Consider the following 20963-nt stretch of genomic DNA (forward strand, 5'->3'; position numbering starts at 1 on the left):
TTTTTTTGTGCAGCGGCCGTGGTTCAATAAGTCAGACGCCGCGTCCAGTCTTCACACATCCCGGTTTCAAGACGCTCCCGCGTCTTTTCCTGCCAGCGCGCCGAAAGCCCTTTAAGAGCCAGAAGTTCCGTGAGAAGCTCTCTGTTCATGGGATCCTCCCACCAAAGCCGCAGCACCCGATCCACACTCCACGCAGGATTCGGGCGCTCGAGAAGTTCCGCTTCCTCGCCGGCATCCACCGTCCCTGTTTCCAATACCCGCCAGTACCAGCCGCAGCGGCGGGTTTGCTGCACTTCCTCGGCAAAATCCGCGATTCCGAACCACTTTGAGAGTGTCCCGCAGGGCTCTCGCGGCTGCGTCAGTTCCAAAACGACGCTCCCGACACGGACCACATCACCGATGCAGACGTCGCCTTCTACAACGCCCGTCGTTGAAAGGTTTTCGCCGAAGGCGCCCGGAACAAAGCGCTCCAGTGCCTCAGGATGCCGCTCGCGCCAGAAGCCGTAGCTTTCAGCCGGATACTGGTGCACCGCCTTATCGGGCCCGCCGTGCACGTGCGTGTGAAACTGCTCGTCACCCGTAAACCCGGTGGGCGTCAGCTCAACCGGCCCGGTGACAGCCTCTTTAGCAATCGCTGTGCGGCGCTCAGCGCCGTCATAGGTGCCGATCGACTGAGAACGCCCGACGCGGACACTCCCAATAACAAAAAACGGTTTTCCCATGGATTCTCCGAAAGAGTTAGCGGATTTGGCCTGAGTCTAACTCCAAAGGCAGAGGCGAAACGCGTTCGTGCCCCCTAAACTTAAAAGATCACCCCGACTCCGTGAGGAAAGACGATGTCCGGCGAACTCATTGACACTGCGGCCGCAGGCGGCGCAACCCGTGCTTCTCAAACACTTCCCGCCACACTGGCCATGAGTTTTCTTGCGGGTGCCTACATTGCCCTGGGCGGCTTTCTTGCCGTGCGCTGCGGCGCGATGCTGCCGTGGGAGATCTGGGGCTCGATGGGAAAACTCGTCTTTGCCATGGTCTTTCCCCTGGGACTGATGCTCACCGTCATCTGCGGGGCGGATCTTTTTACCGGCAACTGCTTAAGCCTCACGGCTGCCTGGGAGAGGAAAACCGTCAGTATCCTTGAGGCCACGCGCTCAGGCGTACTTTCCTGGATCGGTAACTTTGCGGGTGCCCTTTTTGTGGCGTGGGCAATGGCCGTTGCAAGCGGCCTTATTTTCGAGACGGCCGGAAACACCATGCCCTGGGCTGCGTCGCTTGTGAAACTTGCCAACGCCAAAACAGCCCTTCCCTTTGATGAAGCCTTCTGGCGGGCCGTAGGCTGTAACTGGCTTGTGTGTCTGGCGGTCTTTGCCGCCTACAGTGCCAAGGACACGGCGGGCAAAATCGTCGCGCTCTGGATTCCGACCATGGCTTTCGTGGCTCTCGGGATGGAACACTGTGTCGCCAATATGTTTTTCATTCCGGCGGCACTGATGACCGCGGCCGATCCTCGCTATGCGGCACTGGCTGCTGCCGGTCAGGTGCCGGAACTCACCGCCACCGTCAATACCTTTCTCATTGACAACCTCATTCCCGTGACGCTCGGCAATATCGTGGGCGGCGCGGTACTGGTTGCCGGGTTTTACTGCTTCATTAAACGGGCCCGCTGACAATGGCCGAAAAAGTATCTCCTGAAATTATCATTTTGTTTTGCATCACAACTTAAACACTGCGCAAAAACGCGTCATTGGCAGGCCGGCTCTGACGCACAACACCATCACGTAACGTCACGGAACCGTGTTTGCCCGCGCCCTGCACGACAAAGTACTCCTCGGCCTTCAGCACTTGAACGGCTTCACGCACGGCAATCGCATCCTCGGGGCTCACGCCGCCGCGGCGGATAAACCATTTCTGCAGCCCTTCACGCGCCCGGAAGGGATACCCCTCAAACGCACAAAGAAGAAAGACGCCGACCAAAAGGCTCTCACGGATGCCGTCGGGTTCATCGGCTACAAGGGCCGTCAGGGGCGCTAAGACGGCCTCCGGGACGCCCAGGCCCGCCAAGCCCGAAAACCGGGTCGGAAGCCGGATTCTTTCCGTTCTTGCCGCCTGAATCCTCAGAGTTTCCACGGGTGTGCGGCCCGTGAGCTGTTCCACAAAATAACGCGTCGCAAGCATTGCGCTGCCTCCTATGACCGTCTCTCGTTTCTTCGATCTTAGGAAGCAAAAAGGGCTTCTTTCAGTAATTCTCAAAAAACCTGAGGAACATTCGACGCGCGTCAAAGTGCTCATGAAATCATTGATCTTTGATACTCAAGTCCTGCCCGAAGGCGTCCGCAAAAAAGTCGGCTGCGCGTTGGGCGGGCTTTAAGACGCTCCTGACGGCGGCGTCCCAGAAAGCTTTGTCCCTAAACAACCCGCGCTTGAAAGCGCGGGGTTTCCTGACACGGTGCAGGCTTTCCCGTAACAGCCAAGGTTTTTGAGGCCTTGTCTGCCCGGGCGTCCCCTGCACCACAGGAACATTTAAAACGCAACCGCTCTACGGGTACGGGCTTCATCAGCTCGATCCGTCGGTTCCGGCGAACGACTGCTTCGTCTTGCCGATTCGCTGGTTTGTACTGCACTATCGATCCGGCGTTCCCTGAGACTTGTTTGAGCCTCGCAAGCGCTGATTGCTCAGCCTTCAGATCGTAGCTGTCAGTGGCGGGATCCGCGAAATACAGGTTCATGGCGGCCGCGACATCGCGGTCCATGTACCAGTCCGTGTCTCCCAACTGATGACTTCTCTCCCAAAGAGCCTTCTTACGGTACGTTCCCGTTTCGGGATCGTGCTGACTCGGGCGCAGTTTTGCGGGGACTGACTTTCACCACACAACAGCCGGCGCTTTCAGCCTTACTTGTCATCCGGGTTATCAATCCTGCAATACCGCTTTTGCCCAAACTCTTGCCGTATCCGGCTCTCTGAAATGCTTTGTATGAGTTCTTCTCCACAATGACGGTGCCGGCCCTGCCGAACACCTGGTTAATCACTTCGCCGTGCAGGCAACGGCGGGTTTGCGCCTGGCGGCGGTACAGATCCGCAAGTTTTGCCTTTGTTGCCTTAAAGGTCTTGGATTCCTTCCAGACAATCCTTTTTCCGGCGGCTTTAACGGTGCCGTCCGCGCTGCAGCACTCCCGATTCGTGTCTCTGCGGGAGCGGTCCATGGCACGTAAAAGACGCGCAATCTCCTTTTCCTGAGAGACAGTGCCCGCGCTCACCAAAATCTTCTGCTGCCACTCGGGTCTGTAAAAAGTCATGGTCCTCGGGCCCGGGTCAACAGCCACCTTGAGACCCTTGGGAGCATAAACGTGCTTGACGGGCGGTACGCCTTCGACAATGAGCTAAACAAAGTAGCGCATACGGCCGCGGATCATCCGCCGGACAAGACGGCAGTATTTGACACGCTTAAAACCGGACGGATCTGTTGCTGAAAGAAGAGCTTCTTTCTGCGGCATCCGGGGCTTCAGCCTTTATCACCAGATCCAGAACCTCGAGCGTCCACGTCTTGGCCTTCCAACGCAACCCTGTTTTGTTTGATTTTCCCTCAACGCTGTGCAAGCCCCGTTTAGCACTCTTAAACCGCGGCTGACCTCCCTGATGAAGCAGCCGGCGCTCAATGCCCTGCCAGAGACGTGTGGCAATTTTCTGCGCTTCGTTGATGCCGATGCGCTTTGTAAAGCCGCCCTTGGCACGGTGCTCTTTCACGACATCATGCAGGGCATACTCGGAAAGGCGGGCGGACTTCTGAATTTCCTTAAACCGGTTGTTACGGTCTTTGCCCTTGGGCATCGCGGCCGTGAGCTTCCATGCTTCAGTGCTTTTCATGGCGCGCACGCGTTTCTTTGCTGTTCCAAGAACAGCATTGAAGAGCTGGCGTGCATCGGAGAAGTAGGTCTCCAGTGCACTTTCCTGATCCTCTCCGGTTTTCAGGCCCAGCTCGATGACAAAGGACGGTGTGCGCGATTTCATAGCGGCTGAATATGCCTTAAGCGAAAACTATGTGCATGGTTTGGCTGCGTTTGGGCCAAGATTAAAAAATTTCGAAAGCCCGCATTCCTCCCGGGACTCAAGCCCCGGGAGGAATGCGGGAAATTCTGTGCATAATTGCCGCATCTTCGTTTCCGTCATGCAACAGGAATCACCATGTCTGAAAGCGTTTTGAACCGTTTTTTAAAGTACGTCCGCTATGACACCCAGTCCGTGCGGGAAAGCGACACGGAACCGTCTTCGGCCAAAGAACTTGTTCTCGCCGAAGAACTCGTCAGGGAACTTAAGGACCTCGGAATCACTGATGCCCGAATCGGCAAAGGCGGCGTTGTTTACGCAACGATTCCCGCAACAAAGGGCTGTGAAGAGTGCCCGGCCGTGGGGTTTATTGCGCATATGGATACGTCGCCTGACGCAAGCGGCACGGACGTAAAGCCCCAGATCCTGCGCTTTACAGGTGATGACGTTCTTCTTAACGCTGAAAAAAACATCGTCTTTCCCGTGAAAAACTGTCCGGAAATTGCGAAATACAAGGGCGAAGACATTGTCTTTACGGGCGGCATGAATTTCCACGGCATCTATGAATGCATCCCGGTGAAGTCACTTGAAAAAGCCGCGGACGTCGCCGTGAAGATTGCTGAGGTTTCAGCGACCGTAAAGTCACTCGCGTAAAAAATCCCCACACCAGGCAGCCGCAATAAAGGGCTACCGAGATCTCCTCATTGCCCGCGGTCCTGCAAATAAAGCCGCGGGCTTTTTTCATTTGAAGTGCTGCCGGTTTTACACGAGGACAAAGTCCCCCTTTCCGGCTTCCCGATGCCGCGCGGACGGTTAAAATTTCAAAAGTCCGCGGCGCATCCCCGCATCCGCCGCGGAGAGAATCACTCGAAGGAAATGTCTTATGAATAAAAAAGTCTCTGCCGTTTTGATCGCTGTTGCACTCACTGCAGCCGGCCACGTGAGCGCTGCCGAACTTAACGCCTATTCGATCATGCCGGAAAAGTATGCTTCCCGCATCTTTGCCGAATTCACCAAAGACACCGGCATCAAGGTTAATTTCCTGCGTTTTTCTTCCGGTGAAGCGCTTGCGCGACTCACGGCCGAACGCGGCAACCCCCAGGTTGACGTCATGCTCGGGGGACCGGCCGACACCTATGCCGCAGGCATGAAGGACGGTATTTTTGAAGCCTACCGCCCGAAGGATTCCGACGCGATTCCCGCAAACCTCCGCGACCCCGGAAACTACTGGACCGGTATCGGCGTCATTCCTCTGTGTTTCCTCACCAACACCAAGTTTCTTGCCAAAAACAACATGAAGGCCCCGTCCAAATGGGCGGACCTCCTCGATCCCCGCTATAAGAATAATCTTCAGATGGCTGATGCCCGTACCTCCGGCACCGCCACCGAACGCATCTATTCGCTCGTAAAGGTCATGGGTGAAGACGAAGCCTTTAAGTTCCAGAAAAAATTAAACGGCAACATTCAGATGTACACCAAGAGCGGTGCGGGCGGCGCCATGCCCATCGCAACGGGCCAGTGCGCTTCCGGCATTTTCTACATTGTGGATGCGCTCGATATCGCGCAGCAGGGCTACCCCGTGACGATCACCTACCCCGAAGACGGTGTGAGTTTCGGCATTGAAGCCACCGGCGTCATCAAGGGCGGGAAAAACAACGCCGAAGCCAAGCAGTTTGTGGACTGGGCCGCCAGCAAAAAGTTTGCCGAATTTATTGTCGCCAACAAGATTAACTACGTTCCCACGCGCACGGACGTCAAGACCAGCAACCCGATTCTGGACCTCTCAAAGATTCACACCGTGCAGGTTGACACCGCCTGGAAGGGTGAAAAGCGCAAGGAGTACACGCAGCGCTGGATCAACGAAGTCATCAAGTAAGGCCTGACTGCGTTGTGTTTCGCCCGGGGATGCGTGTTTCAGAGCCGCCCCCGGGTTTTCGCCGTACGCTTTTTCTGAGTTTCCCGTATGACCAACCTCACACTCAAGGGACGCGACAAAACCACACAGCTCACGGTCCTCATGCTGTGGCTTTTGCTGGGCGTGTTTGTCGTCTATCCTTTGGCGCGCCTTCTCGCGATGACCTTCTGGGCTGACGGCGGCTTTACGCTGGCCAACTTAAAGCCCTTTATTTCGAGCTGGTACGACCGGCAGGCTGCGGTCAACAGCATTTTGCTGGGCTGCGCCGTCGGTGCCGCGGGCACCGTCCTCGGCTTTATCTTTGCCTTTGCCGTCACGCGCCTTGCGATGCCGGGATGGCTCAAACTAGTGATCGGGGGCGTCACGATTCTCCCTCTTATCTCTCCGCCCTTTACAAGCAGCATTGCGCTGACGCTTTCTTTGGGCCCCAACGGGATCCTGCTGCAGTTTTTTGGGCTCGACAACTTCAATTTCTACGGCTTCTGGGGAACGTTTATTTCCGAGACGCTCACGTACTTTCCCGTGGCGTTTATGACGCTTTCGACAATCCTTGCGCGCATTGATCCGAACCTTGAGGACGCCGCCTACTCGCTCGGCGCCTCAAGCTTTACGGTGTTTCGCTCGGTAACGCTGCCCCTCGCGGCCCCCGGTATCGCCAATGCCTTTTTGCTCGTGTTCTCCTGCTCACTTGCGGACTTTGCAACGCCGCAGGTTCTGGGAGGCCACTCCTTCCCGGTGCTTCCCACGCAGGCCTATCTGCAGATCACGGGGATGTATGACTTTAAGGGGGGCGCAGCGCTCTCCTTTATGCTCCTCATTCCGGCTCTGGTGGTCTACGGCCTGCAGCACTACTGGATCAGCCGCAAGAGCTACGTGACGGTGAGCGGCAAAGCGGGCGGCAGAAGTTCGATTAAGGGACCGGGCCCGCTTTTATCGTCCGTCATCATCGGTACGGTCGTTGCGGTGATTGCGTTCATCTGCTTTATCTACGCGATTATTTTCCTGGGTTCCGTCATCAAGGTCTGGGGCGTCAACAACACCCTCACCTTTGAAAACTACGAATACGTCTTTACCCACGGCATGAAGGCGATCAAGGATACGCTCATCATCGCCTGCATCGGCACGCCCTTAGGGGGGCTTCTCGCGGTTCTCATCGGCTACGCCGCCACGCGCCTTAAAGTGCGGGGCCACAAGACCCTGGAAACCGTGTCGCTTTTAAATTACACGCTGCCGGGCACCGTTGTGGGTATTGCCTACATCATCGCCTTTAACGATAAGCCGCTTGTTCTCACCGGTACCGTGTGGATTTTGGTGGCGGCCTACCTTTTCCGCTATTCCTCCGCCGGGATCCGCAACGTCATTGCCGCATTAACGCAGATTGATCCTTCAATTGAAGAAGCAAGCCGCAGTCTCGGAGCGTCGTCCTTTAAGACCTTCACAAGCATTACGATTCCGATGGTGCTTCCGGCGGTTTTGGCCGGCATGCGCTACCTCTTCATCCATTCGATGACCGCGATCAGTGCCACGATCTTTCTGGTGTCCGTGCACTGGACGCTCATCACCACCCGCATTCTGGAATGCATGACGGAACTGCAGTTTGCGCAGGCCTGCGCCTTCTCGGTTGTCCTCATTCTTCTCGTCTTTACTGCTTCGGGCCTGATGGCCCTCATTGCCCGCACGCTCTGCCGCACGGGTGACAACATCGGAGCCCGCTGATCATGACCGTATCACTCACACTGAAAAATATCCGCCGCCTCTACGTCAAGGATAACGAGGAGTTTGCGGCCGTCGATAACGTCAACCTTGAGGTGAAACCCGGTGAGTTTCTCACCTTCCTTGGGCCCTCGGGCTGCGGCAAAACGACAACGCTCAGGATGGTGGCGGGCTTTGAAACACCCACGTCCGGCCAGATTCTGGTGGACGGCGCCGACATCACGCATGTGCCCGCCAACGAGCGCGGTCTGGGGTTTGTGTTTCAGAACTACGCGCTTTTCCCGCACATGAAGATTTTTGATAACGTCGCCTACGGCCTCAGAATCCGCGGGGATTCGGCTTCCGTCATCAAAGACAAGGTCCGGGAGGCGCTTGCAATGGTGGGCCTGGCCAAAGCCGAAGAGCGGTATCCGAACCAGCTCTCCGGGGGCGAACAGCAGCGCGTGGCGTTGGCGCGCGTCCTGGTCTTGCGACCAAAACTGCTTTTGATGGATGAGCCGCTTTCAAACCTCGATGCCAAACTGAGACTGCACATGCGCACCGAAATCCGGCGCATTCAGCAAAGTCTCGGAATCACGTGCCTGTACGTGACGCACGATCAGAAAGAGGCGCTCACGATGTCAGACCGCATCATGGTCATGAACCGCGGACACATCGAGCAGATCGGTACACCGATGAACCTCTACGAAGATCCGGCCACGGCCTTTGTGGCGGACTTTATCGGACAGGCAAACCTCATCCGCGGCAAACTCACCGGCATTGATGCCGCTGGGTTTGCGCAGTTTGAGACCGCCGGGCGCACGCTCTCGGCGCGCATGGGCAAACAAAATCCACCGTCAGTGGGCGAAGAGGCGCTTCTTGTGGTGCGCCCCGAAAACCTGCGGCTTGCCGGCAACACCAACACGTTCCCGGTGAAAATCGTAAACCGTCTCTTTGAAGGCGACCGCATTGACTATCAGGTCGTGCAGACCGGGGTTAACGAGGACAAGCCCTACAGCATGTCGGTGCCCTTTTTGCCCGGCACACGACTTCTTGAGACGGAAACGATGGTGGAAGCGGGATTTGTACCCACCGCAGGCGTTGTGATCCGGGGTTAACGGAACACACGACAGTCAAACGCCACCGGAGCCTTCGGAGCTCGGCGGCGTTTGTTAAAAAACTCCTGTGAGGAAAAAAGCTCCGCAATTTCTGCACAGGAATTCCCATCGGCCCGCGGAGCGTTGACACGGGTCACTTACCTCAGGCGACCCCCGATATCAGGAAAGCGTTTCTTTCCTCTGCGTTTCTGCAGGGCGTTTTTCCCCCTTCTCCTCAGCCTTAACGCCCGCATCCGACTTTTTCTGCAGCACAGCCGCAAAAAAGCCGTCGGTGTCGTGCAGGTTCGGAAGCATCACGAAGTAATTGCCGAAGCGCCCGGTCTGCCAGGAGGGCAGTTCAATCCCCAGCTTGGCAAGGACTTCCGCGGCGTTTAAAAGCTCAAACTCAGGGTGCGACGCAAGGAAAGCTTCCACGACGTCCTGGTCTTCGACTTTAAGCATCGAGCAGGTGGCGTACACCACGCGCCCTCCGGCCTTCACAAGTTTTGCCGCTTCTTCAAGAATCGAGTGCTGCAGACCGTTGATGCGTGCAAGTTCTTCAGGTGACAGACGCCACTTAAGATCCGGATTGCGCCGCAATGTCCCCGTGCCCGTGCAGGGGGCGTCAATGAGCACCTTGTCAAACTTTCCGCGCAGCCGCTTAATGCGGTTGTCCTTTTCGTCGCGGATTGCCATCGGGTAGACGTTGGAGAGGCCCGCACGCCTCATGCGGGGTGTGAGCCCGGCCAGGCGCTTTTCATTCACGTCAAACGCGTAGAGGCGTCCGGTTGAGCGCATCAGCGCTCCGAGAGCCAGGGTCTTGCCGCCCGCGCCGGCGCAAAAGTCGCAGACCATGTCGCCGCGCTTGGCACCCACAAGGCGCGCAATGAGTTGACTCCCCTCATCCTGCACGTCAATGCGCCCTTCCTGATACATGGGAGAGCGGATAAGCGCCGGTTTGTCTGCAAGACGGATGCCGTCCGGAGCAAAACGCATCGGAGAACCAACGATTCCGTGTTCAGCAAGTTCCGCGAGCACATCCTCACGCTTGGCTTTAAGGGTGTTCACGCGCAGATCCAGAGGGGCCGAACCGCTTGAAGCCGTGCAGACCGCGTGCGCTTCCTCCGGGCCGAACTGCTCGACCAGGCGGTCATAAATCCACTGCGGCATCTCGTCCTGAATGTGCTTGGGAGCCTTGGTGATGTCGGTCTTGTAGAGGCGCTCCACGACTTCGGCGTCTCCCTTTAACACGGCCTTATTCATGCAGTCGGGCCCGTACTGCAGCATGAGCGTTAAAAGCGCGGACACTCGCGGCACACGCGCCGGTTTCATGGGCTTCATGCGCCAGGCAATGCCGCCTAAGTGTCTGAGGCCAAAGAAAATGGCTTCGGCCAAAATCTGACGGTCGCGGGCCCCGAGCTTGGGATTGGACTTAAAGAAAGCCTTCATCAGCTGATCGGCCGGGCCGTCAAGCTTCAGAATCACAGCAAAGGCGCGCGTGAGTTCATCGGCAATAAGCCCAGTGATGCGGACCTCGCCGGGAACAAGTTTTGCGCCGCGGTGCAGGCCCTCTTTTCTTGAGCGGTTTTCACTGCGGTTTTGCTGATTGGCGATGTTCTGGCGCTTTCTCGCGGCCCTCTGACGCTCGGTCATCCGGGGCGAGTCTTCCGTCTTTGTACGGCGGGGGCGTACCGGCGCAAAAGGCATCTTCTTTGCGGGTTTCTTCTTGGTTTCCGTCATGGCTTTGTCCTTTTTGCTGGTGATTTAGGCCGCAGAGGCGTTGTCCTTATCAAAGATTGCGAGGTACTTTGCAGTCTCATCGTCCGTTACGGTCCTGCCGTTTTCGATTCTGACGCGGCCGCTTGCCACCGCATAAACGGCGCGGGGGTAAAGAATGTGTTCAAGGCGTAAGACGCGCGCAGCCAAAGTTTCAGCGGTGTCGCTTGCTAGCACCGGCACCGCGGCCTGCCCGATGATGCTGCCCCCGTCAAGCTCCGCGGACACAAAGTGCACAGTGCAGCCGTGAAGCCGCACACCGGCGTCCAATGCCCTCTGATGGGTGTCAAGGCCTTTAAACAAGGGCAGAAGCGCCGGATGAATGTTGAGGATCCGGCCGCCGAAATGATTCACAAAGTTGGGCGTCAGAACGCGCATAAAGCCCGCCAGAACCACCACGGCCGGATCATAGCGGTCAAGAATGTCGATCACGGCATTTTCAAAAGCCTCACGGGTTTCATAGGTCTTATGGTCCACGCAGAAAGCGTCGATGCCGAACTCTTTGGCGCGCTCAAGGCCCGCTGCGCCCGGACGGTTACTCACCACACAGGCGATTTTGAGCCCCTCTTTTGCCCAGCCGGCACGCTCCGCTTCCTTGACGATGGAGACAAAATTCGAGCCTCTTCCGGACAGAAGAATGACAATGTTTTTCATGGTTTTGGAAAAAATAGAAAGCCGACTGACGCCGCGATGCCGGGAATTTTAGCCGCTCAAGACGCTGAAAACGAGGTCAACGGCCTTTTTTTCAGCGCATGACGGAACGGATATCGGCTTCCTGCGCTGCGTACCAGGGATTAAAGGTGAGGCGCGCCCTCACCGTTCCCGCGCTTTTATCACCCTAGGCGCCGTAAAAGACGGCGTCCTCGGGAGCCTCAAGGCAAAGCCTGCCGGAAGCTTTTTCGCCTTCTTTGCGGCAGATGCGGTCGGAGCCCGCCGCGCCGTACTTCGGGTTTTCGGGGCGGTAGAGCATCCCCATGTGCGAAAAGCTCGTAACGCGGTACTCGGGCACGACGTCCGTGCGCACGATGACGCGCGTGTCGCTCGCGGCAAGCTTTTGAACGGTCTTCTCATTTCCGTACCATAGGATGCGGCTTTGGGGATTGACCATCTGACGGGAAACAAGAGGAAGAAGCTCTTCGGTATCCACGATCGAGTCGTGCTCGGCCATCATCACGACAACGGGCTTTCTAAACAACCCGCGCTTGAAATTTGGCGCGCGACGCGCGGATTGCGTCACCCAGCGCTTCGCTCGGCGGCTCTCCCGTTTCGGCTGCTAAGACTGTGAAAACAGAGGCCGCCAGGAAGGCTGCGGCAAGGCTGGCTAAATTATTACGGATGGTCACGGTTCGTCTCCCTGAAGAAAGGTTATGTCAGGAGCATTTCAGCACAGGCGCCGCCGGAGCCGTCTTTTAATTGACTCAGAAATCCGCCTGTTTCCTGCAACTGAAGTAAAAAACCGCAGCCGGGGAAAAATCCCGAACTGCGGTTTTCTGTGTCCGGCCTTTAACGGCCAAGACTCACGCTTACCAGATCACCGGTTCAAAGTACCCGGCAAAAAGCACCGCCGCACGCAGCGCGAGAGCGCCCAAAATAGCGCAGACGCCCGAAGCAAAAGCCATCATGCGGCACCCCTTGGCGATCCAGGCAATCGCCATCGGCAGGATCAGCCCCAGCACAACCGCACCGCCCCAGAAAAGCCAGGCGGCGTCGCCCGAAACCAGGCTTTGGGCTCCGGCCACAGCCGCGGTCGACCCGTTAAAAGCGGTCATCACAAAGGCAAAGAGCACAAAGGCTTCGCCGATATGTACGCCCCAAGAGACGTTGTAAAGCCAGGCGGGTTCTCCGCGCTCAAGCTTTTGACCGGCGTTGAGAATTTCCGCGAGTCCCACGGCGCACGCAAGGCCCGAGAAAATCCAAAGCACCGGAATGATTGCGGTGTTCCAGAGCGGCACGCCCACAGCCTGCGTCAACAGAAAGCCAGAATAGGCCGTTGCCGCTACGCCCAAGACCGCATCAAACCAGGCCATTCCCGAGGACGTTGCCCATGGGCAGTCTTTACCGGCTTTCGCGCCGCGCCAGAGCGCAGCCGACTGCAGTATCGTCACGATGCAGAGCACCGAGAGAATGCAGATACCGATAAACATCCAGCTTGAGAAGTTAAGGCTCCAGTTGGTGAGCGCGTGCCATGCGGCCGCCGGTAGGTTAAGCAGACGCCCCAGGTGCGAGAGCACAAGAAGCGTCCCCAGAACCGCTGCCGCGGTTGCCGTATAAAACACGCGCCGGGATTTAAGCCAGAGGTTTAAAAAGAGCGCCATGCCCGAAAGACCGACCAGCCACAGGAAAAGCGCAATAGTCCAGGCCCAGTGGCTTGCCGCAGCCTGATTGGTAAGAATGTCTGCTGTCATTTTGCGACCACCACGATGAAGTTGGGATTGGTGCCCTTCTGAGGCAAAAGCCGTTCGGTGCGGCCCTTGGCGGCACGAAGGGAGATTTCGCTTGCCGGGTCATTGATGTCGCCCCAGCTGCGCGCGCCGGCAGGGCACGCCGACACACAGGCCGGCAGTTGCCCCGCCGCGGTGAGCTTTTCACAGCCCTCGCCCATGCATTTCACCGGGAGCCCGGTCTTGGGGTGCAGCCACCGCACATCGTACGGGCAGGCCGTCACGCAGTAGCCGCAGCCGATGCAGCGGTTGGGATCGGTTTTGACGTTGCCGGTGGCGGGATCGTGAAAGTTCGCGCCGAAGGGGCACACGGTGACGCAGGGCGCGTTATCGCACTGCTGGCACTGAACGAGAAGCTGCACGGGACGCCGGGCTTTTTCCAGCGTCATCACGCGGATGTTGGCGGGAAGCCCGTCCCAGGCGGAATTCTCCTCATTTAACATATCCGGGTAATTCGTTTCTGCGCAGGCAACGATGCAGGCCTTGCAGCCCACGCACTGGGTGACATCAAAGAGATGCACCAGTTTCTTTTTTGCGTTTGTCATGGTGTCCTCTCTTTAGATTTTGCGGATGCGCACGGAACTGTTGTTGGAAAGCACCCCGGTGACGGGTTCGCGGTAACCGGTACAGAACCAGTGCGAATTGATGCCTTCCTTCACCCAGGCGTACTTGGCATCAATGAGATGCTTCGTTCGCACACCCCCGGAGAAGGAATGTGAAAAGAGAGAACCCGCCATCACGCGGTTGGTGACCTTCACGGTCACGCTGCCCTTAACCCCCGTGTCAATGCCGGTAACTTCCACCGTATCGCCCGAGGTGATCCCGAGGCGCTCGGCATCCGTCGGATTCATCCAGAGACTTCTGTCTCCGAGGAACTTCTGAGGCCACGTAAAGATGCAGGTCCCGGAACTTGAGGCACTGTCTTTGCCGCTTACGAGATAAAACTCGTCAGAAAGCGGCTTGGGCTGCGTGTAGCCCGGAGCCTGCACCCAGTCAGCCAGACCCGAAGCGCCTTTCTTCCCGTACTTCGCCTCAAACATAAAGGAGATGATTTCAGGCTTACCCGTGAAGGTGCCGAAGGGCTTTTTGTACGGATAGACCCCGAACTTTTTGACGGCCGTCTGACTCCACCCCTGTTTGGCGACGTCAGCGGCAATTCTGTCGCCTTCGCCGGGTTTGGCCTCGTTTTTAGCCGCGATGAATTTCGCCCAGGCCTTGTCCTGGAAGGCGTTGTACCACTGTTTAAATTCCGCGCGGGTCTTCATTTCATGGTCGTAACCTAGGCGTTCGCGGGCGCGTTCCGGGAAGGCGCGGCGCAAAATCTCGGCAAACTGCCAGACTTCTTCGCGGGCATCACACCCTTCGGGGGGATTGATACCGGCGTCATTAATCTGGACGTTCCCGTTTAACGCCCACTTCACGCCGCCGTACTCATGCCACTCAAGGAAGTACGTGCAGGGAAGCACGTAGTCAGCCCAGTCACAGATCTCATGCGGCAGGATATCCTGCACGACCACGAGGTCCAGTGCCTTCAACGCTTTTTCCATGCGCGCGGAATTGGCCTCACGGTGAAACATCGTGGTGCCCGTGATAAAGGCCGCGCGGATGGGGTAGGGTTTGCCTGTTTCAATCGCTTCAAAAATAGCGGAGTAGGTTCCGGAGCCTTCGGGATAAAGCACCTTATCAAGCGCCTTTTCCTTGGTCCCGGTCCAGGTTTGTCCCGCGGGGCCCTTGCCTTTGCCGCCTGAGAAACTCACGCCCGGCGCCTTAAAGCCCCCGCCCTGCGTGACAACGAATCCGCCTTCTTTGTCGAGGTTACCCGCAAAGACATTCATAATGGAAAGAAGCGCAAAGTCGCGGGTGTCGTTGCCGTTTCGGGACGCGTACCAGCCGTCGTCGGCCACACCGCCCCTGGTGAAGAACTCACGCGCAATGCGGGTGATGACGGCGGCGGGAATCCCTGTGACTTTCGCGGCTTCCGCGGGCGTCCACTTGTCCGACACCCGCTTAAAGGCCGTGAGCACCGTTTCGGCATTAAGGGTCTTGCCGTCGGTGGTGGTGACGGTGCCCTTCCAGTTAACGTCCGGCATCACGCCTTCAGGTTCGGCAAAGCCCTTCACCGTCCCCTTTTCGTCTTTGACAACGCCCATCGGCGCAAAAGCGGCTTTAGCCGTGTCCGTCACAACCCACGCGTCAGCCGGGGCTCCCTGGATTAGTTCGGAAGCTGCCAGCGGACGCAGTGTGCCTTCTTCAACAAGGTACGGGGCATTGGTGTGGTGCGCGAGAAATCCGGTATCAACGAGGCCCTCTTTCAGGCCCACGTGAATAAGCGACAACAGAAAAGCCGAGTCCGTGCCCGGGCGCGTGCGACAACGGCAGAAACGCCCATCGCGCAGTTAAGGGTGCGGCCCACACAGAGAAGATATTTGCAGCGCGCGTAGTCGGGTTCGACTTTACCCGCGCCGTCAAAGCCCTTGCCGAAAACCATGCGGCGGCCGGCAATGGAAGCTGAATTGCAGGTAGAAGAGTGGCTGATGATGTTGGGAGTGCCCAAAGCACACCCGAACCACTTCTGAAGGCCCGTGTAGTTGTGGCTTGTCATCGAAACGGCGCGCTCGCCGTCGGTTTCGACGATCTTTTTAACGCGCGCGGCGATGTCGTCCAACGCTTCGTCCCAGGTGACTTCCTTAAATTTTCCTTCACCGCGCTCGCCCACGCGCTTTAAGGGTTTCTTTAAGCGCAGCGGATGATTCCACACCCACATGGCAGAGGCCCCGCGGGCGCAGCAGCCGCGCTGCGGATGCGTGGGATTGGGCATGATGCGGACCGTTTCCTGCGATACCGGCGCGCCCTTTTTATGCATGGCCAAAAGCCCGCAGTAGCCGCCGCACATCATGCAGGCGCAGGGATGCGCTTCCCAGCCTTCGGCTTTGAGAGCCTCCACTTCACGGGCCGTTGCGGCGTCTGCGGCTGTCCAGCCCAAAACGCCCGACGCGCCTCCGGCTACGGCTGCTGCCGCACCCAAAAGCGTACGGCGTGAGACCGTCGGCGTTTGAGGACGGTGTGTCACCTTTTCCATAATTTTCTCCAACAGGGTCTTTGTCGGGAACGCGCGTTCGGGAGCTTCAGCTCCTCTTTTGGCAGCATTCCTTTTTCTGAATGCATTTCAGCAATGCTTTCTCTGCAGATTATTGACCGCCGGAGGAGCTAAACCAATCGGATTGTTCCAGGTAATTGACCTGAGTCAACTCTGAGGGATTTCCGAACAAGTTTGCCGATGCACCGGCCCCAGCGGAAAACACTGTTTCCGAGGAACAGTTAACAATCAAAATCAATGGATTGACCAAGGCAGCAAGACCTGCCGCGCAAGCGTTTTACCATATTGGTTATAGGGATATCCTTTGGGCTTTTACGGCAAAGCACAGCAGGTCTTTTGTGTGTGGAATGTCAAGGTTGTGATGCAGCTGTCAGCTTTTATATCGTTATATAATTATTGTACGTAATAATTATATTTAAAGATAATTATGTTCATCGGCCGCCACCGCGAACTCGCGCTGCTTAACAACGCCTGGCAGTCAGGCAAACCGGAGCTTGTCATTGTCTCCGGACGCCGCCGTATCGGAAAAACAAGCCTTCTCACGGAATTCTGCCGCGGCAAAAACGCCCTCTTTTACAGTGCGTTGCAGACTAACGACACGAGTCAGCGCTGCCGCTTTACCGCGGCACTGAAGACGGCGGGCGTTCCGTCGACCCGTTTTACGGAGTGTTACGAGGACTGGGATACGGCTTTATCGGAAACGGCCTATCTGCCAGGAGCCGGTAAAAAACTCGTTGTGATTGATGAGTTTCCCTACATGGCAGAACAAAACGGAGCGCTTGCCTCAATTCTGCAGCACGTCTGGGACCACGCGCTTTCAAAGGGTAACGTCATGCTCGTTCTCTGCGGCAGTGCCGTTTCCTTTATGGAGGGGCTTTTAGGAGCAGAAAGTCCGCTTTTCGGGCGGCACACGGCGTTATTAAAACTCGGCCCCCTTGCCTTTCACGACGCCTGCGCGTTTTTCCCGAATTACAGCCTCACCGACAAGACCGCCGCCTGGGCAATCCTCGGGGGTTCTCCGCAGTGCCTCACGGCCTTTGATCCGGCAAAGTCACTTAAGGACAACATCATTGATGCCGTCCTCACGCCGGGATTTACCTTGAGGGACGCGCCGATGACACTTCTGCGGCAGGAGTGCCGGGAACCCGCGCGCTACAACGACATCATGCGCGCGGTCGCCCTTGGGTCAACCAATCTCTCGGAAATTGCCTCCAAAAGCGATATTGCGCCTCCCAATGCGCTTAAATTCCTGGAGACACTCGCTGAACTCGGTTTCATCAGGCGGGAAATCAATGCCGGCACCACAAATAAAGGCACGGCCAAAGTCCGCGGCGGCTTGTGGGTACCCGCGGACAACTTCGTGAAATTTTGGTTTGAGTACATCTGGCCAAACCAGGCGCAGCTTGAACTCGGCGGCGCCGAAACCTTCTGGACGGAAACGATTGCCCCTGAACTCAACCGCATTGTCTCCGGCCCGTTTGAAGAACTCTGCCGGCAGTTCATACGGGTTTTAAGTGTCTGCGGGCAACTGCCCTTTAAAGCGCAGAGCGTGCGGCGCTGGGAAAATCCCGCGGGTGAAGTCGATATTGTTGCCGAAAGCGCGCCCGGCAAAGCCGTGCTTTTCGGTGAATGCAAATACCGTAACGCCCCCATGGGTCTCGGAGACTTCCTGCGGCTTAAAGCCAAAGCCGAAAAGTATCCGGCCGGGAAACGCTTCTACGCGCTTTTTTCAAAAGAAGGCTTTGAATCCCCGGTCATTGAGCTCGCGGCCACCCCCGAAGAACACCTGCAGCTTTTTACGCTCTCTGAGCTCTGTGCTCCGTGGCCTGAAGTGCGATGAACGATGTACTGATTCGGCCTCATGCCTGTCGGTGAATTCACCTTGTAAGGAACACCATCACTGCGCCCGGCGCAGAACTATTGACTTGACCATGTAGTACTTCGACTTTGAAATCTGCGGCTTAAAGCGCAAACTCCCCTACGTGGAAGTGGCTGAAAACCTGGCTCTTGCGAGTTTTGCGTGTCTGTCTGACACCGAACTCGTGCAGACCGTGGCGCCGGAACTTGTGAAGCGCCTACCGCCCGTGGACTACCTGATGACAGCAGAAGCTAAGGGCATTTGCCTTACCTATGAGATGAGCCGCATCATGGGCATGAAGGAATTCATTGTGGCGCGTAAAAGCCGCAAGCCCTATATGGTGAACCCGGTCTCTCACAGCGTGCACTCGGTGACAACGCAGAAAGAACAGACCCTCTGGCTTGACGGGTGCGATGCGGACACAATCAGAGGTAAGCGTGTTGCTTTGATCGATGACGTGATCGCCACCGGTGAGTCGCTTGCCGCCATTGAAAACCTCGCCGTAACGACGGGCGCTCAGGTTGTGGCCCGTGCTGCAATTCTGGCTGAACTCGGGGCCGTGGACCGCAAGGACATTATTTACCTCCAGGAACACTACGTCTTCCGCCCGAATGCGGACGGGACGTTTACGCCGATTCACAGCATCGATGAGGCGTAAACGCTTCAATCTCAAAAATTCAACAGCTCTCGAAACGGGTTGAGTTCTTTTCGGACTCAGCCCGTTTTTTCTTGCCGGCTTTGAAAAAAATGACACTAAGGCATTCTCGCTCAAGCCTGGTGTTTATTGACATCAGACTGTCCGCTTGACTTCGGTCAAGCGCGTAAACACATCGTCTCTGTATAGTCTCTAGGTTCTTTAGATTAGGATATTTTCCCTAAACCTGATCGCCTGAGAACGCAACATCTCACCTGGAGTTATACATGAATAAGATTTACAAGACCGTGTGAAGTCTCTGACCGTATGGGCTGGGGCGTGCCTGATCTTGAAAAGGGTATGTACGGTCCCGCTCAGTTCTTTAACGGCAACTTCAACTACACCCTCAACAGCAAGGACATCTGGACCAATGATATCTCCCAGGTAGCGCTGGATCAGCGTCATGCCGACGATATCGCGTGGCTGAAGTCTGTCACGAAAGACGGTACAACCGATGGTGAAATCGTTGTTTCCAACGATCCCAAAGACTACAAGCTCACCAATACCAGCAACGGTTCCGCCAATCTCGACGGCAAGAAACACAACTATGACCTCGCCGGCATTGCCAATAAGGATGTGACGCTTGAGGAAGCTAAAGCGTGGCGTCTTGAGTACTATCAGAGACGCGCCGAAGCAATCCGCGCGAAGATTGCCAGCGGTGATTACAACGGCTCTCTCACAAAGAGCGGCACCGGTACTTTGGTGATGACCGGCAATAACTCCTATAAGGGAGCTACAACCGTCAAGGAAGGTACTCTGCTGGCTTTCAGCGAGTCCATTGGTACCGACAATAGGGTAACGGTTGAAAAGAACGGTACATTCGGTGTTTTGAGTACGTACAACGACACCTTCACCCAAAAGGGCCAGCTTACCTCCAAGGGCCAGGAAAAAATTGCCATCGATATCAAAGAAGGCGGCAGTCTTTACATTGACGCCGGCTCCCAGGTCTCCGTCGGTGCAGTCACCGGCCTGAAGAACATCGTTGTGGGTATGGCTGGTGTCGATAAGTCTGATCTCACAAGCCTTTACTACGGAGATAAGGCCAAGGCTGGAACTGCCAATGTAACCGGTACTTTCACCGCTGACAGCGGCTTGGACGGCATTACCGTCAAAAACATTGTCGGCAGCGATTCAGCTTTCTTCGGTGTCAGCGAATCCGGTTTCAGCAACGCGTCCAACACGTTGACTGTCACGATGAGCAAGAAAGAAGGCGTGACATTTGCGGATTTCGGTACTAATGCCAACACTCGTTCCATCGGCCGGGCCTTGGAAGGCAGCCGCAATGATCTTGTGAAACAAATCCTCGGCATGTCCGAATCCGAAGTTCAGGCGACATACAACAAGCTCGACGACGACTTCTACGCCTCTGCCCGTAACGGCCTCGTGATGAATTCGCTCGCAGTGTCCCGCACGGTGATCGATCAGGCGCGCGGTATGGGTGAAGGCCGTGCTGTTGAGATGGAAAACGGCATGGGTCGCATCTGGGCGACCGGTATCGGCCACTGGGGTACCTCCGACGGCAACAAGTTCGATACGGACGTTGATTTCCGTGCTGGTTTCATCGGCGGTGAATTCGTGGCTCACGAAACCACCAAGGTCGGTGCCTACTTCGGCTACGGCTCAAGCGACTACAAGGCCAATGCCAACAAGATTGACGCCGACAACGTCCACTTCGGTGTGTACGGTATGAGCGACGTCGGTCCTGCGAGCATCACCTACGGCTTTGCCTACACCACGGAAGACCGTGACACGGAACGCAGCCTCGGCGGCTTTATGTCCGCTCACAGCGAAGACGCGAGCGTCATGCAGCTCTTTGCTGAAGCGGCCTACACGGGCTTTGACCTCGGCGAAAACAAGATCCAGCCCTACTTCGGCGTGTCTTGGGCCAAGGTTAAGACCGACAGCGTTGCCGATCAGTATGACCAGAGCACCATGACCACCGACGAAATCGATGACAACATCGGTATCGCGAGCGTGGGCGTGCGTGCGGCACTGCCCTTCATGATGGGCACGATGCCGGTGGCTGTGAAGGCTGATGCGGGCTACTCTCACTTCTTCGGCGACACCGAAGGCGTGACGCGCCTGCAGTTGGGCAAGAACGGCGGCTGGGCCGAAATTGAAGGCTCGGAACTGAAGGGCCTCTTTAACGTCGGCTTGGGTGTTACCGCTCAGGTGGCCAAATCCGCCACAGTGGGCATTAACTACGGTGCCTCTCTGGGCTCTGACCAGAAGACGCACGGCATTAATGCCACGCTGAGAATCGCTTTCTAAGACTCAGGTCTTACGAAAGCCTCCGGAAGCGCTTCCCCGTGAAGCGTTTCCGGGATTCTTAATCCCCAAAAAATCCTCCGAGG

General features: G+C 56.8%; 21 protein-coding genes. 9 read left to right on the forward strand and 12 right to left on the reverse strand.

Annotated features, from left to right (window positions below; translation table 11 throughout):
* Positions 1-23 precede the first annotated feature (23 nt).
* On the reverse strand, positions 24-722 hold the full coding sequence (locus tag NXF97_RS01280) for an MOSC domain-containing protein (RefSeq protein WP_274956165.1): 699 nt from the start codon (positions 720-722) through the stop codon (positions 24-26).
* Positions 723-836: 114 nt separating this feature from the next.
* On the opposite strand from NXF97_RS01280, the gene NXF97_RS01285 reads away from it, so the two are divergent.
* Positions 837-1664: a formate/nitrite transporter family protein gene (locus NXF97_RS01285; RefSeq protein ID WP_274956166.1), complete on the forward strand. Its 828-nt coding sequence runs from the start codon at positions 837-839 to the stop codon at positions 1662-1664.
* Positions 1665-1716: 52 nt separating this feature from the next.
* On the opposite strand, the gene NXF97_RS01290 is transcribed toward NXF97_RS01285, so the two are convergent.
* Positions 1717-2172 (reverse strand): hypothetical protein, encoded by a 456-nt coding sequence (locus tag NXF97_RS01290; protein ID WP_274956167.1) that lies wholly within the window; start codon positions 2170-2172, stop codon positions 1717-1719.
* Between the two features lie 13 nt (positions 2173-2185).
* Between NXF97_RS01290 and NXF97_RS01295 the strand changes: the two genes are divergently transcribed.
* Positions 2186-2365 (forward strand): hypothetical protein, encoded by a 180-nt coding sequence (locus NXF97_RS01295; RefSeq protein WP_274956168.1) that lies wholly within the window; start codon positions 2186-2188, stop codon positions 2363-2365.
* A 37-nt stretch (positions 2366-2402) separates the two neighbouring features.
* On the opposite strand, the gene NXF97_RS01300 is transcribed toward NXF97_RS01295, so the two are convergent.
* From NXF97_RS01300 to NXF97_RS01310, 3 genes are all read right to left on the reverse strand, one after another.
* Complete coding sequence (locus NXF97_RS01300; RefSeq protein WP_274956169.1) at positions 2403-2768, reverse strand: hypothetical protein; 366 nt, start codon at positions 2766-2768, stop codon at positions 2403-2405.
* Between the two features lie 28 nt (positions 2769-2796).
* Positions 2797-3291: a hypothetical protein gene (locus tag NXF97_RS01305; protein WP_274956170.1), complete on the reverse strand. Its 495-nt coding sequence runs from the start codon at positions 3289-3291 to the stop codon at positions 2797-2799.
* A 148-nt stretch (positions 3292-3439) separates the two neighbouring features.
* Positions 3440-4003, reverse strand: a complete 564-nt coding sequence (locus NXF97_RS01310) for a hypothetical protein (protein ID WP_274956171.1) — start codon at positions 4001-4003, stop codon at positions 3440-3442.
* A gap of 174 nt (positions 4004-4177) precedes the next feature.
* On the opposite strand from NXF97_RS01310, the gene NXF97_RS01315 reads away from it, so the two are divergent.
* The 4 genes from NXF97_RS01315 (at position 4178) to NXF97_RS01330 (ending at position 8764) form a co-directional block, all read left to right on the forward strand.
* The gene (locus NXF97_RS01315) at positions 4178-4693 is read left to right on the forward strand and encodes a hypothetical protein (RefSeq protein WP_274956172.1); all 516 of its coding nucleotides are present in this window, start codon (positions 4178-4180) and stop codon (positions 4691-4693) included.
* Between the two features lie 229 nt (positions 4694-4922).
* A complete protein-coding gene (locus NXF97_RS01320; protein WP_022373325.1) occupies positions 4923-5915 on the forward strand; it encodes an ABC transporter substrate-binding protein in 993 nt (330 codons plus the stop codon).
* 87 nt (positions 5916-6002) lie between these two features.
* Positions 6003-7670, forward strand: coding sequence for an ABC transporter permease (locus tag NXF97_RS01325; RefSeq protein WP_274956173.1), 1668 nt, complete (start codon positions 6003-6005; stop codon positions 7668-7670).
* A gap of 2 nt (positions 7671-7672) precedes the next feature.
* Positions 7673-8764 carry an ABC transporter ATP-binding protein gene (locus NXF97_RS01330; RefSeq protein ID WP_274956174.1) on the forward strand — a complete coding sequence of 364 codons (1092 nt, stop codon included), beginning with the start codon at positions 7673-7675 and terminating at the stop codon, positions 8762-8764.
* Between the two features lie 159 nt (positions 8765-8923).
* Here NXF97_RS01330 and NXF97_RS01335 read toward each other — a convergent pair whose 3' ends face one another.
* The 7 genes from NXF97_RS01335 to NXF97_RS01365 form a co-directional block, all read right to left on the reverse strand.
* Positions 8924-10483, reverse strand: a complete 1560-nt coding sequence (locus tag NXF97_RS01335) for an RsmB/NOP family class I SAM-dependent RNA methyltransferase (RefSeq protein WP_274956175.1) — start codon at positions 10481-10483, stop codon at positions 8924-8926.
* A gap of 24 nt (positions 10484-10507) precedes the next feature.
* Positions 10508-11173, reverse strand: coding sequence for a phosphoribosylglycinamide formyltransferase (gene purN, locus NXF97_RS01340; RefSeq protein WP_022373329.1), 666 nt, complete (start codon positions 11171-11173; stop codon positions 10508-10510).
* A 184-nt stretch (positions 11174-11357) separates the two neighbouring features.
* Positions 11358-11756, reverse strand: a complete 399-nt coding sequence (locus NXF97_RS01345; protein WP_274956176.1) for a hypothetical protein — start codon at positions 11754-11756, stop codon at positions 11358-11360.
* Positions 11757-12042: 286 nt separating this feature from the next.
* Positions 12043-12924: an NrfD/PsrC family molybdoenzyme membrane anchor subunit gene (nrfD, locus tag NXF97_RS01350; protein WP_274956177.1), complete on the reverse strand. Its 882-nt coding sequence runs from the start codon at positions 12922-12924 to the stop codon at positions 12043-12045.
* Positions 12921-13505 (reverse strand): 4Fe-4S dicluster domain-containing protein, encoded by a 585-nt coding sequence (locus NXF97_RS01355; RefSeq protein ID WP_274956178.1) that lies wholly within the window; start codon positions 13503-13505, stop codon positions 12921-12923. Before NXF97_RS01355 ends, nrfD begins: the two co-directional genes overlap by 4 nt.
* Positions 13506-13517: 12 nt before the next feature.
* On the reverse strand, positions 13518-15296 hold the full coding sequence (locus NXF97_RS01360; protein ID WP_274956179.1) for a molybdopterin-dependent oxidoreductase: 1779 nt from the start codon (positions 15294-15296) through the stop codon (positions 13518-13520).
* A complete protein-coding gene (locus NXF97_RS01365) occupies positions 15272-16039 on the reverse strand; it encodes a molybdopterin-dependent oxidoreductase (RefSeq protein WP_274956180.1) in 768 nt (255 codons plus the stop codon). Before NXF97_RS01365 ends, NXF97_RS01360 begins: the two co-directional genes overlap by 25 nt.
* 445 nt (positions 16040-16484) lie before the next feature.
* Between NXF97_RS01365 and NXF97_RS01370 the strand changes: the two genes are divergently transcribed.
* From NXF97_RS01370 to NXF97_RS01380, 3 genes are all read left to right on the forward strand, one after another.
* The gene (locus tag NXF97_RS01370; RefSeq protein WP_274956181.1) at positions 16485-17897 is read left to right on the forward strand and encodes an ATP-binding protein; all 1413 of its coding nucleotides are present in this window, start codon (positions 16485-16487) and stop codon (positions 17895-17897) included.
* Between the two features lie 112 nt (positions 17898-18009).
* Entirely contained in the window at positions 18010-18573 is a 564-nt protein-coding gene (locus NXF97_RS01375) for an adenine phosphoribosyltransferase (RefSeq protein WP_274956713.1), read from the forward strand.
* Positions 18574-18876: 303 nt separating this feature from the next.
* The gene (locus NXF97_RS01380; protein WP_274956182.1) at positions 18877-20880 is read left to right on the forward strand and encodes an autotransporter outer membrane beta-barrel domain-containing protein; all 2004 of its coding nucleotides are present in this window, start codon (positions 18877-18879) and stop codon (positions 20878-20880) included.
* Positions 20881-20963: the final 83 nt, after the last annotated feature.

Source organism: Duodenibacillus massiliensis (genome assembly GCF_928721995.1).
GTDB lineage: Bacteria > Pseudomonadota > Gammaproteobacteria > Burkholderiales > Burkholderiaceae_F > Duodenibacillus > Duodenibacillus massiliensis.